The organism is Planococcus sp. S3-L1 (assembly GCF_030063085.1).
In the GTDB taxonomy this organism is placed as follows: Bacteria; Bacillota; Bacilli; order Bacillales_A; family Planococcaceae; genus Planococcus; species Planococcus kocurii.
Genome location: NZ_JASISN010000021.1, coordinates 1 through 12,183, shown reverse-complemented (window position 1 = coordinate 12,183; position 12,183 = coordinate 1). Strand labels below are relative to the sequence as shown.

The window sequence follows — 12,183 nt, the reverse complement described above, 5'->3', positions numbered from 1 at the left end:
TTTAAGGTCATGTTTTTAAGTGAAAAAGAGTTTACATATTGCAAAGTATCGGAAGAGAAGGAGCTAATAAGCTTTTCACTTCTATTTATTCGCATAAGCGTGTTTTTAAGAATAGAGAAAATGAAACTTTTTTATTCTAACCGTCTGCTCCAATAAGGATACTTCACTCAGAATCTTAAGTATTTAAGGAGGAAAATCATGAAAAAGTATGTACATGGTTCTTTAGGTATTCTAATGCTCCTTTTATTTCTAGCAGGTTGTCAGCAAGCTGAATTGCAAACGGCTTCTGAAGAGTCTTCTGTCACCGAAGATCAATCACTTCTTACCGAGGAAGCGCCTTTAGAACGTCCAGTATCGGAGAAAGATGTAATGATTAAAACAGAAAAAAGCGAATACCCAACGACAGTTGAAAATATAACGATTGTACTTACAAATGAAGGTACGGAAGAATACTCCACGGGTCTTGATGTATTTCTTGAAAAAGAAGTGGAAGACAAATGGTTTCGTGTTCCTATGAAAGAAGAATTCTTTACGGAACTAGCAACATCTCACGCTCCTGGCGATACAACTGAAATGGTATTTAATATTGAAGATTTAAGTTATGACCTGACTCCTGGAGAATATCGAGCCACTCTCAATGGATTAGGTGCCCCATTTACAATAATAGATTACAAAAAAAATAGCTCATGTTGAACTGAATCCCAAATTGTAGACACTTTTAAAAAAGTGACTCATTTGGGTTTTTTTCTGTTTTCAAACCTCATATACTAAATTTAGCGAGTTTAGATAGGAGAGAACATTAGATGAGTATAATCATTTTCAATGAACACCAAAAACGAATCTTGGGGTAGAGGCAATGCGGTTGACCTAATCAATGACCAGCCAATGCAGTTGTATCAACAATGGCCCCATGGAACAATTTTTGATCACTCTAAAGATAGTGTAGACTTTCAACAAGCACCCAGCTTTTCCGAATGAAAAGGGCTCGTGGATGATGACGTGGAGTAGTATAACCAGACTCGCAAGCAATGGAATTTAAAAAAGATGACTTCGGCACAATACCGAGATCATCTGATAGCAGCCTAGCTGCAGGTTGCTTTTTTATGAACTGTCTATTAAATGGGGCACAAATTAGTCAAAATAGAGTGTTTAAATTCATATAATTTATATTAATTCATTGGAGTTGGTGTGCTAGATCTGTACAATTGCAAACCATATTTATTCGCAACTTCGCCCCAAGGAGTAACGTAGGAGGCATCTGAAGCTCTATTACTTAACCTTTTATTTCCTCCTCAGCAAAATTTTTGATCAAGTACTATACTGATTTATTGTCATTAAAGTTTCATTTTTCTTCTAAAATCATGCAGTTTCATACTATTTTTATTGATTTTCCGTTTGTCAATATAAGCTAGACAAGTCCACTCCATTCAAGTGACTCAAAAATGCCTCCAAAGGTGTGCGGTAATTCAGCGACTTCCGTGGGATGTGATTCCGCTTGTCAGCCATTGATGAAATGAACAGTTGATCCACCTGGTTGAAGTCCATTTCCTTTAGCAAGCCGTCTTTTCGAAGCAGCCCGTTGGAATGTTCATTCAAGGCGCGCTTAGAAGGCGTGCCGGGATCCGCAAAATAAATTGAGACGTCATGTTGGTTCCACAGCGGTTTTCAGTTGAAGAATTCCTTTTATAATCAAACGTGATGGACTTGAACAGATTTCTGGGAATCCCTTGAAACAACTGATGTAATGTGGTCTCACTATGGCACGCCTTATCCTGCAGGTTTCACGGCGATGATGACTTTTTTTAGCTTTTCAACGAGCGTGATTACCGCACTTTTGTAGCGAGCGCACACAATGGTATCGCTTCAATGTGCCCGAATTCTTTTTCGAAAATGTTCCTTTTGAACGCCTGCTTTCCGCGGCGTTCCTGGTGGCCATGGGATTTCCGTTTTCCTTTTATCGGCAGAGTCGCTACATTAAAAATCCGATTTTTGAACATGTGATAGAGCGTGCGCATGAACCAGTCGATTGCTTTTTTCACGACCGATAATGAAATCTGTTGTCTAGACTTGCGTCATCTTGTCTTGAATATAAGCGATTTTTTCTTCGGTAAGACCATTTTTCAGCAAACGCAAGGTTTCTTGTTTCTTTCGTACTACTTGTGAAAGTCGAGGGCTTTATGCCCCGATTCCAGGAATTTTATGATATTATAAATTGGCTGTCTGGAACGATTCAGGCACTCAGCAATGATTGAAACGTGCATATTTGGTAGTAGGATTCTATCATCACCGGTTCATTCGTGATCACTCTGAAGTTTTTCTTTGATCGGAAAACACATAGTGAGGTACCACGAATGACTTTTTCGGTTGTCTAGCTTAATTTCACAACCGGCGCATTTAAAAAATGTATACACAAAGCTTTACGAATATGAGGGAGTGGCATACTGGCAATTAGGTAGTTAAATACAACTAATAAAAAGATAGTTAGGAGATAAAGTGAATGACATATGCATTAGAAATAAACGACTTGAAAAAGGTCTATACTGGCGGCGTTGAGGCTTTGCGTGGCATCGATTTGAAAGTAGAAGAAGGAGACTTCTACGCTCTTTTAGGTCCTAACGGTGCAGGGAAATCTACGACCATCGGGATTGTGACATCCCTTGTCAATAAGACATCAGGAAATGTCAAAGTCTTCGGCTATGATATGGACACACAGTTAATGCAGGCGAAGCTGCAGATTGGTCTGGTCCCCCAGGAGTTTAACTTCAGTCCTTTTGAAACGGTCCAACAGATTGTCGTGAACCAGGCAGGTTATTACGGCGTATCAAGGAAGGAAGCATTAGAGCGCAGCGAAAAATACTTGAAGCAGTCTGATTTATGGGAGAAAAAAAATGTTCAGGCACGGATGCTTTCCGGAGGGATGAAACGTCGACTGATGATCTCACGTGCCTTGATGCATGAACCGCGTCTACTTATTCTTGATGAGCCGACGGCGGGTGTGGACATTGAATTGAGACGAGAAATGTGGACGTTTCTGAAAGAGTTGAATGATAATGGTACGACGATAATTTTGACAACACATTATTTGGAAGAAGCGGAGATGTTATGCCGCAATATTGGTATCATTCAAAAGGGGCAGCTGATTGAAGATACGAGTATGAAATCATTGCTTGCTAAGCTTCAGTTTGAAACAATTATTTTAGATATTGAATCTTCAGGACAAATTCCGGTAATTAAAGGCTATAAGAGTGAACTTATGGATGAAGGATCCCTTTCTGTGGAAGTAGGACGTGATCAAGGAATCAACGAACTGTTTAACCAATTGACCGAACAAGGGATTAAAGTGTTGTCGATGCGTAATAAGTCTAATCGATTAGAAGAGTTATTTTTAAAACTTACAAAAGAAACTGCGTAGTGGAGGATTCACATGTTAAAACTATATTTAGTAGCATTAAAAGGTTTGGCGGTCAAAGAAACGAACCGTTATCTTAGAATTTGGATCCAAACATTGGTTCCGCCTGTTATTACGACTTCCTTATACTTTATCATCTTTGGGAATTTGATTGGCAAAAGGATTGGCGAAATGGAAGGATTTTCGTACATGGAGTTTATTGTTCCTGGATTGATTATGATGTCAGTCATTACCAGTTCCTACTCGAATGTATCGTCATCATTTTTCTCACAAAAGTTTCAAAAGAATATTGAAGAACTATTGGTCGCTCCCGTCCCGACCCATATTATTATTTGGGGATTTGTGATGGGAGGACTAGGAAGAAGTACTCTGGTAGGGGTACTGGTCACGATTATCTCGCTACTTTTTGTTCCGTTGCAAGTCCATTCTTGGAGTATTGTCATATTAACGTTTTTAATGACGTCTATTTTGTTCTCTTTGGCTGGTCTGTTAAACGGCATTTTTGCAAAATCGTTTGACGATGTGTCTATTGTTCCTACTTTTATTCTTCAGCCATTAACTTACTTAGGTGGTGTATTTTTTGCCATCTCGATGTTGCCTCCATTTTGGCAGATTGTATCACAGTTTAACCCGATTGTTTATATGATTTCTGGATTTCGATTCGGGATCCTTGGTGTAATCGATGTACCGATCCTATTCTCTGTTCTCATTTCGATTATTTTTGTGGTTTTACTTTATGGACTCAATTGGTATCTGATCGAAAAAGGCCGTGGGCTGAGAAGTTAATATCTATAGGCTTGGTTCATATATGTATGTAGATCAGAATCAGTTTTACAAGAAGAAAACCAACTTTATAAAGATAGTCTAGTTTACGTATCATCAGATTATCAGAAGTTGTAGCCATCAAAATAGAAAATAATCTGGTTCAACAAAATAAGAGTCCGGCAAAGCGAGCACTTCTAAAGTGTTCGCTTTGTCGGACTCTTTTTAGTCGGGAAAACCTGTTCTTCATTTCAATTAGCTTAATCACTCTTCAGCCATTTTATAATTTTTTCTTTATCGCGTTTTCCAATAGCTACAATCTGAATTATTTGGATGGTCGCCTCGGCTTCTCTGAAAATAATCCGCAGGCCCATCTTCTTGTTTTTCAGCTTGTTGCATTGCGCCAAGTTGCCGTGAAGGGATTGGCCCGCTTCCACGCCTCTCAATTTGATTCGGTCCAGCGCTTTATGGACGAAAAATTTTTGGCTGCCATCAAGCTGTTCATAATCTTCCATTGAATACTGTGTCCATTCAAGCTGATACAACGGTTATTCCCACCTGTCTTCTTCATCAATAACAGGGGATTCAGTAGCACTCGCACCGCGAACTTCCACGACTGAAAAAGTAGAGACATTTTCCGTCAGCGGCCGTTTTTCAGCCATTAAATCAGCCAGCTGATCGTAAAGTTCTTCTATTAAAAGCTTACACTGTTCGCCATAGTAAGACTCTGCCTTTATAAGCAATCAAGCTGACAATGCTCAATAAAATTCCAGACAAAATGAATACCCCGCGAATGCCAAATGCGTCTGCCAGAACACCCATCAAAAGGGAAGCAATGCCAAAGGTTCCGGTACCAATTGCGCCGAGTGTAGTAAATACGGTTGGCAATTGTGCTTTGGGAACACTTGTCTGAACTACCGTCTGTTGCGGAATATTTTTAATCTGACCAAAAACTCCAACCAAAAAGGAAAAAAGTAGCGCAAGCATCGGAAGGTTCGTCAAGCCAAAGAAGATGGTGACCAAGCTGCTGGAGATTGCACCAAGGAAAATAAACTGGCTGATCTTTTGTTCGATCCAATCTGAAAACCGCAGACAGAACAAGCTGCCAGCGATCAATCCCAAGAAAAAGGCACCGTTGATGAACCCCCACCATTTTTCATCTGCCAATAAGGCATCACTGACAAAAACATAGAGAATCGCCGCAATCCACACCGTCCCAGCTATCGTCTCCAGAACATCTATCCAGACAATTCGCTTGAGTACAGGCGAAGTGGAGACCGTTTGCCAGCCTTCTGTAATTTGTTTCCACTTTCCTTGCGCCTTCGATGGCGTAAAGTCGACCCTCTCCAAAAAGCTCAATAGCAGACTCGAGACCAAAAACAAGCCGGCTGTTAACCAGACCAATTCATTTGCAGAGAGCCAAATCAGCAAGGAACTACCAACAAACCACATGGCAGTCTGGATCAGTTGGGTAACAGTTTCCGTAAGGCCATTTGTTTTTAGCAACTGTTCGCTTTTCACATAATTTGGAATGAGCGATTGGGTTACGGGATTAGCACAGCCGTCCAGTAAGGCGACTAAGCTGATAACCAGAAACAGTCCGTAAAAATTGGCCAGCGAGAGTTGTGGCAGAAAGAATGCCAGTCCGATTAGCAACACCGTTTTGCCCATCTGCGAACCTGCCAACAGCCATTTCAGGTTGAAGCGTTGCATCAACAAAGGTGTTAAGGTGTTCGAGATGAACATCGAACTGGTGATGGTAAACGGTACGAAAGCAGCCGCAGTGGCTGATCCGGTCAATTCGAAAATCATGTAAATGATGCTGACAATGTACAAGACATCGCCGATGTTGGCAAGCGATTGCCCGGTCAGCAATAAGTTAAAATTTCGATTCAGTTTCATAAATAAGTTCCCCCAAGAGTTCATTTCTTAAATGATTTCTATTGAAGGGGTGATCAAATTGGACTAGTTATCATGTCAGCAGTTCCTTTCCGATGGAAGATAAATCTTGGGGGACTTCGATTTATCGAGAAATTTGATTATTCTTATTATACGTGAAATTAATGGAAAATAAATAGCGTTAAAAGAAAATTTTGGATATAGTATTATAGAAACTACGCCATTTTTTTCGAGAGGACTTAGCATGTTCTTTTCGTTGCGGGTAAGGTGTATGAAAGAATTTAGAATGGAGGCAACAACATGCTAGCCTATCCGGTTTCAACGACGAGAAAAGAAAAGTTAGAAATGATACACACGATAAAAGAGAGGCTGCTCGTTGCACACGGGGATGCCATATTGGCCATCGGTGCTTATGGATCTATCGCTTTAAAAACGGATGGACCGTTTTCAGACATCGAATTGCATGTCATTACAAAAGTTGCCAATCAGTTAGAGAGCTTTGAATTTATCTACGACAAATTCAAAATCGAACTCAGTACAAAAGACCATCGTACATTTATCAAACAAGCAAAAGAAGTGGACGATTCATGGGCGATTAAGGCTGGTGTGTTTATTCATATCCTTCCGATTCATGATCCCACCCATTTATTCGAGCAAGTTAAAGACCTTCCTTTTGAAGCATTGGATGCTAATAGGCGAGATATTATGAAAGAGTTCATGGTCTGGGAGCCTTATGAAACCATTGCGAAAATAAGAAATAATTACAGCAGTGGCAACTTAAATTATCTAGATATAGGTGCAAGAGATTTGCTCTGGCAAAGTGCGAAACTGATTGGGCTTGCAAATAAGACATTTTACACTGCAAGAGCCAGAACATTTAAAGAATCTGTGGAACTGGCATCCATTCCTTCAGGATACAAAAAACTCTTGAATTTCATCACGGAAGGGCAGCTGCAAGACAAAGAAAAATTTTATTTCCTTTGTGAAGATCTATGGACCGGCCTAAATGAGTGGTATATCAATATGGGACTGGACTATCGGTTAAAGGAGCTTCCTATTTGATTTTTCAGCAATAAGAAGCCGGAAATGACAGCAGAAGTCGGTTAAGTGGTTTACAAATTGTGGATTATCAGAAGGGGATTAAATATGGAGGAAGACACTTATGACCAAGGAAGACATGTTAGTTTTGTAGAAAATAGGTTTCCGGATTTACCACTAAATAAAGTGCAAACGAATAGCACTGGTTGGGATAATGATATTTTAATAGTAAATGAAGAAATCGTCTTTAAGTTCCCCAAGTCAGATAGACTAATGTCTAGAATCGAGGACGAAGGAAGAATAGTAGAGATTCTAAAACCAAAAAGCCATTATTGCTTCTTCTTGCTTATGAGTATTTGTCTGAAATTAATGCAATAAAGGGAGTTAAATATAACTTCTTAGATAGAAAGTAAACAGTTCAATTCTATTTGAAAGGGCTAACAAAATGAACATATGATTACAGGAAGAGAGGCTGAACCATAACTATGATAAAGATAATTGGAAGAAAAGTTGAATTACTAGGAAATAGGGAAGCAAACTTGGATGATTTGTATTTTTGGAGATTTGAAGAAAAGGAACAAGAAGCGAAAAAATGGAATGGACCTTACATACCCGAAAAGCGAATAACAAAGGAAGAACATCGCAAACACTGGCTAAATGAAAAAGAGATTGCAACAGGAGTTCCAGCTTCTCTTGTGATAAGAGCTGAGGGAAAAGTGATTGGCTATGTGGGTGCCTACTGGATAGATAAGAATACAAACTGGCTCGAGACCGGAATTGTGATTTACGATAAAGACTATTGGAATGGTGGATATGGTTCGGAAGCTTACAAACTCTGGATTGATTTTCTTTTTGAATCAACAGAATTACATAGATTGGGAATGTCAACCTGGTCCCGAAACGAACGAATGATAATAGTGGCCGAACGAATGGGGATGATTATAGAAGCGCGTATTAGAAATGCCCGAACAGTAGAAGGACAGTATTTTGAGGCCATCAAAATGGGTATATTGAGAGAAGAATGGGAGAAACTAAGCGCTATTATATAATTTAACCTGTTTCATTGAGTTTACATATGATCCATTAACAGAATCATTTTTTTCGCTTATGTTATTGGAACAATCGAAGTTATATTAAAAACTACTAGGAGGTACAACATGGAAGTGTTATATATTGCGGGTGGATGTTTATGGGGAGTAGAAGCTTTTATTAAAACTTTGCCTGGTGTCATATTTACAGAAGCGGGAAGGGCTAACGGAACAAGTCCTATACGTGAAGGAGATTACGATGGCTACGCCGAATGTGTGAAGACAGCATTTGATCCAGCCATTGTGACATGCCAAGAATTAATGAGCTATTTATTTGAAATTATCGATCCATACAGTTTAAACAAACAAGGGCAGGACATTGGTGAGAAATACAGAACGGGTGTATACAGTGAAAAGCCTCAGCACTTAGAAGAAGCAGAGGCATTTCTTCGCGAGAGAAGCGATTACGACCTTATCGTAGTTGAGGTACGGGCGCTTACAAATTACGTAAAAAGTGCAGAAGAACATCAAGATCGGTTGACTAGATGCCCAGATGATTACTGTCATATTCCTGAAGAACTTTTAAGCAAATATAAGTAAAAAACTATCGCTTATTACGGAACAAAAAGGAGCTCTAATGAGAGCTTCTTTTCTTATTAGTTCATGTTGATAATAAGGTAAAGAAATTTTAAAATTCTTTTTTTCTCGAACAACTAATGTAAAACAATAAGTAGTTTTAAGTAGGTGTAAAATTCTGATTATTATAATTTCTAATATATTACAAAAATATTTCATTATTAGAAGAAAAAGAAATATTGCTGTAACAGTATAGAGGTTCCTAGCTGGTATACTGAGCGAGTCGCAATTTTCGAAGAAACCTATACGATTTACACTTATATACATAAGACATACAGAGATTAAAACATTAGAAAGATTCGAGAGGGGATTAAACACGTGATTTCAAAATGGATGGTAACTAGTTTATCCTCTGTATTAGCCTTATCAATATTGATACCAACAGCTAACGCGGATACACTAAGTGAATTAGAGCAAAAACAGCAAGAAACACAACAACAGCAAAGTGAATTGAATGCAGGTATTAATGAAAAAGTAGGGCAAATCACTCAAAATGTATCAAAGCTAGAGCAGCTTGCATCAAAAATTGCAGATTTGAATACGCAAATCAATGATACAGAAGCAAACATTAACAATGTCCAAGCAGAAATTGATCAAACGAAAATAGAAATTGATGAGCTAAAAAAATCAATTGTAGAGCTGGAACGAAAAATTGAGGAACGCACACAGTTATTGAAAGAACGAGCGCGTGCAATTCAATTGAGTGGCGGCTCTGTAGATTACATTGACGTTCTACTTGGCGCAAACAGTTTCGTAGATTTTATTGATCGATTTTCTGCAGTCAATACATTGATCGAAGCAGACCGAGAAATCATGCGCGAACAAGCAGCAGATAAAGAACTGCTAGCGGAACAAAAAGAACAAGTAGAATCCAAGCTAGCTGAACAAGAATTACGCCGTTCGGAATTAGTTGGGTTAAAAGCATCTTTAGGTAGTAAAAAAACAGAGCAAGCAGGTTTTGTTCGGAACTTAGAAACTGAACAGCAACGATTAGCAACAGAAAAAGGCGGTTTAGAAAATAAACGCACAGAAGCTATCGAAATTAGCGCTGATTTAGAAAAGCAAATCATGAACGAACAAGCACGTTTAGCTGAAATTGCCAGAAAAGCAGAAGAAGAACGTCAACGAAAAATAGCTGCTGAGAAAGCTGCAGCAGAAGCAAGAGCACAAGCACAAGCAGATGCTACTGCAAAAGAAGAAGCCCGTGCACAAGCAGCGCGTGAAGCACAAGCTAAAACTAGCGCCAAAGCTGAAACAGCGAGTAAGCCCGAAACATCAAGCCCGGTTGTGAGCGCGCCTGAAAAAGTGGAAACTGCACCTGCACCTTCATCTAGCGCGATATTTATTAGACCCGTTTCTGGACGATACTCGTCTGGCTTTGGTGGACGGGATATTGGCGACGGTGCTGAATCGCATCTCGGACAAGACATAGCCAATGTAACGGGTACACCAATTTCTGCCGCGGCATCTGGTTATGTTTCCTTTGCAGGTAATATGGGCGGCTACGGTAACGTTGTAATTTTGACCCATTCAATCAATGGTCAATCGTATGCAACTGTATACGGTCATATGAGCGCTATTAACGTTTCAGCTGGTCAAGCAGTCTCACAAGGCCAAAATGTAGGATTAGTCGGTAGCACAGGACGTTCTACCGGACCTCACCTTCATTTTGAAGTCCATATTGGCTCTTGGAATGGGGCTCGCTCAAATGCAGTGGATCCGATGAATTATTTCTAAACTAATTTTAATAAATGAGAGATTAAACCCGATCGTTGGCACTTTTAAAAGTGCCAACGATCGGGTTTTTTATTTTACATTTAGATTAACTTGCTGATTTCCGATTAATCCGACTGGCTTTGGGTATAAAGAGAAGAGACAGTATTGTAGGTCAGCCAATTGTACATACATGTATAGTCGATGTTTGCAGAATCATCAAAAGGAGGATGTAGAGTGAACAGTTCAATCAAAGCCTTCGTGTTCGATGTATACGGAACCTTGTTCGATGTTACGGCAATAAAAAGAGAATGCGAGGAATTATATCCAGGTTACGGCGAGAAAATCAGTCAAACATGGAGATCCAAGCAAGTGGAATATTTTATGTTGCGCCAGCTGATGGGCAATTATGCCACGCTCTATGCCATTACACATGATGCATTAAAATATGCACTGAACGAAAATGACTTGCAGCCAAGTAAAGAAAACGAGCAAAAATTATTAGCTTCATATCTGCATTTACCGCTTTACTCAGAATCGAAAGAAGTTCTTACGCAGTTAAAAGATAAAAACTTAGTGGTTTTTTCAAATGGCTCTCACGATATGCTGGATCCATTAGTTAAAAATGCAGGTTTAGAAGAGTTGTTTGATCAAGTATTGAGTATTGATGACGTGAAAGAATTTAAACCAACACCGGCATCTTATCAATATGCATTAGAACAACTTGGAATCGAAAGTCATGAAGTTCTTTTCATGTCGTCTAATGGCTGGGATGTATCAGGTGCGAAAAGTTTTGGATTCCAAACAGCTTGGATCAACCGAAAAGGGATGCCAGTTGAAGAACTCGATCTAGAGCCGGATTATGTATTTGATGATTTAACTGGATTGTTAAAGTGGAAATAACGTTCACTTGATTGCGTTTTAAAAATAAGGAGGAAACTACCTATGACAACATTACACCTCGGTGATAAAGCACCACAATTTGAATTACCATTAGCAGAAGGCGGTACTTATTCTTTGGAACAAGATTTGACGGATCGTCCAGGTTGGAGATTTTTGGTCTTTTTCAGAGGATCGTGGTGCCCAGTATGTAACCAAGATTTAAAAGAAATTGAAGAAAGCCTTTCTTATTTTGAAGGAAAAGGCGTTTATTTTACGGCTCTATCAACAGATAGCCAAGAAAATTCGTTAGGGATGAAAAATGAGCATAGCTTAAGTTTTCCACTCCTGTCTGACCTTACAACAGATTTATTAGAGCAGTACGGAGCTTATTACCACGGAGAAGATGCACCATATGAAGATCATGGAATTCACGGGGAAGCTGCTCATTATTTGCTTGATGAAAAAGGGAATATTCTTTATCAACAGCAGCAAACAAGCCCTTATGGACGTCCGAGCGCAACAGAACTTCGCAAAGTTGTGCAGTATATTAAAAAGAATTTAAAATAATAGTTTAGCTTTAAATCACTTAAAAAGACCTTGCCTGTTAATGGGGCAAGGTCTCTTTTGTGTGTTAGCCATAAAGTGGTAAAACGTGCAAATTGCCCAGTGTTAATTGTAAAATAATAGAACACGCGTGTTGATTAGCCAGAATCATCCAAATGAATACAAAAAGAGACACCTTTCTTGTAGACTGTAAGTGCGAACCAACAACTACAGGAAGAGGTGTCCCTTATGAAACAGAATACCATGTTCCCG

12 protein-coding genes and 1 pseudogene are annotated in these 12,183 nt (G+C 39.2%); 10 read left to right on the top strand and 3 right to left on the bottom strand.

The window, feature by feature from the left end; all coding sequences use genetic code 11:
- Positions 1–198: 198 nt before the first annotated feature.
- Entirely contained in the window at positions 199–693 is a 495-nt protein-coding gene (locus QMF37_RS15175; RefSeq protein ID WP_071154623.1) for an immunoglobulin-like domain-containing protein, read from the top strand.
- 705 nt (positions 694–1,398) lie between these two features.
- On the opposite strand, the pseudogene QMF37_RS15170 reads toward QMF37_RS15175, so the two are convergent.
- Positions 1,399–2,284 (bottom strand): annotated as a pseudogene (locus QMF37_RS15170) (IS30 family transposase).
- Between the two features lie 213 nt (positions 2,285–2,497).
- Here QMF37_RS15170 and QMF37_RS15165 point away from each other — a divergent pair.
- Both QMF37_RS15165 and QMF37_RS15160 read left to right on the top strand, forming a co-directional pair.
- Positions 2,498–3,412: an ABC transporter ATP-binding protein gene (locus QMF37_RS15165; RefSeq protein ID WP_058385804.1), complete on the top strand. Its 915-nt coding sequence runs from the start codon at positions 2,498–2,500 to the stop codon at positions 3,410–3,412.
- Positions 3,413–3,424: 12 nt separating this feature from the next.
- Complete coding sequence (locus QMF37_RS15160; protein ID WP_071154622.1) at positions 3,425–4,195, top strand: ABC transporter permease; 771 nt, start codon at positions 3,425–3,427, stop codon at positions 4,193–4,195.
- Between the two features lie 236 nt (positions 4,196–4,431).
- Here the strand turns inward: QMF37_RS15160 and QMF37_RS15155 are convergent, their stop codons facing one another.
- Together QMF37_RS15155 and QMF37_RS15150 are read right to left on the bottom strand one after the other, a co-directional pair.
- Complete coding sequence (locus tag QMF37_RS15155; RefSeq protein WP_078080271.1) at positions 4,432–4,716, bottom strand: addiction module toxin RelE; 285 nt, start codon at positions 4,714–4,716, stop codon at positions 4,432–4,434.
- A gap of 157 nt (positions 4,717–4,873) precedes the next feature.
- Entirely contained in the window at positions 4,874–6,073 is a 1,200-nt protein-coding gene (locus QMF37_RS15150) for an MFS transporter (protein ID WP_071154620.1), read from the bottom strand.
- A gap of 297 nt (positions 6,074–6,370) precedes the next feature.
- Here QMF37_RS15150 and QMF37_RS15145 point away from each other — a divergent pair, with 297 nt between their 5' ends.
- From QMF37_RS15145 to QMF37_RS15115, 7 genes are all read left to right on the top strand, one after another.
- Positions 6,371–7,132, top strand: coding sequence for a kanamycin nucleotidyltransferase C-terminal domain-containing protein (locus QMF37_RS15145; protein ID WP_283478778.1), 762 nt, complete (start codon positions 6,371–6,373; stop codon positions 7,130–7,132).
- 84 nt (positions 7,133–7,216) lie between these two features.
- Positions 7,217–7,486 carry a hypothetical protein gene (locus QMF37_RS15140; protein WP_071154618.1) on the top strand — a complete coding sequence of 90 codons (270 nt, stop codon included), beginning with the start codon at positions 7,217–7,219 and terminating at the stop codon, positions 7,484–7,486.
- A 107-nt stretch (positions 7,487–7,593) separates the two neighbouring features.
- A complete protein-coding gene (locus QMF37_RS15135) occupies positions 7,594–8,157 on the top strand; it encodes a GNAT family N-acetyltransferase (protein WP_071154617.1) in 564 nt (187 codons plus the stop codon).
- 108 nt (positions 8,158–8,265) lie between these two features.
- Positions 8,266–8,736 carry a peptide-methionine (S)-S-oxide reductase gene (locus QMF37_RS15130; RefSeq protein WP_071154616.1) on the top strand — a complete coding sequence of 157 codons (471 nt, stop codon included), beginning with the start codon at positions 8,266–8,268 and terminating at the stop codon, positions 8,734–8,736.
- 354 nt (positions 8,737–9,090) lie between these two features.
- A complete protein-coding gene (locus tag QMF37_RS15125; RefSeq protein ID WP_078080272.1) occupies positions 9,091–10,509 on the top strand; it encodes a murein hydrolase activator EnvC family protein in 1,419 nt (472 codons plus the stop codon).
- Positions 10,510–10,722: 213 nt separating this feature from the next.
- Positions 10,723–11,388, top strand: coding sequence for a haloacid dehalogenase type II (locus QMF37_RS15120; RefSeq protein WP_143039562.1), 666 nt, complete (start codon positions 10,723–10,725; stop codon positions 11,386–11,388).
- Positions 11,389–11,430: 42 nt separating this feature from the next.
- Positions 11,431–11,934 (top strand): redoxin domain-containing protein, encoded by a 504-nt coding sequence (locus tag QMF37_RS15115; RefSeq protein WP_078080273.1) that lies wholly within the window; start codon positions 11,431–11,433, stop codon positions 11,932–11,934.
- The last annotated feature ends 249 nt before the right edge of the window (positions 11,935–12,183 follow it).

Bases quoted from the DNA above. Each gene is read 5' to 3' on its own strand.
- QMF37_RS15175 (WP_071154623.1), top strand. From the start codon at position 199: ATGAAAAAGTATGTACATGGTTCTTTAGGTATTCTAATGCTCCTTTTA.
- QMF37_RS15165 (WP_058385804.1), top strand. From the start codon at position 2,498: ATGACATATGCATTAGAAATAAACGACTTGAAAAAGGTCTATACTGGC.
- QMF37_RS15160 (WP_071154622.1), top strand. From the start codon at position 3,425: ATGTTAAAACTATATTTAGTAGCATTAAAAGGTTTGGCGGTCAAAGAA.
- QMF37_RS15150 (WP_071154620.1), bottom strand. From the start codon at position 6,073: ATGAAACTGAATCGAAATTTTAACTTATTGCTGACCGGGCAATCGCTT.
- QMF37_RS15145 (WP_283478778.1), top strand. From the start codon at position 6,371: ATGCTAGCCTATCCGGTTTCAACGACGAGAAAAGAAAAGTTAGAAATG.
- QMF37_RS15140 (WP_071154618.1), top strand. From the start codon at position 7,217: ATGGAGGAAGACACTTATGACCAAGGAAGACATGTTAGTTTTGTAGAA.
- QMF37_RS15135 (WP_071154617.1), top strand. From the start codon at position 7,594: ATGATAAAGATAATTGGAAGAAAAGTTGAATTACTAGGAAATAGGGAA.
- QMF37_RS15130 (WP_071154616.1), top strand. From the start codon at position 8,266: ATGGAAGTGTTATATATTGCGGGTGGATGTTTATGGGGAGTAGAAGCT.
- QMF37_RS15115 (WP_078080273.1), top strand. From the start codon at position 11,431: ATGACAACATTACACCTCGGTGATAAAGCACCACAATTTGAATTACCA.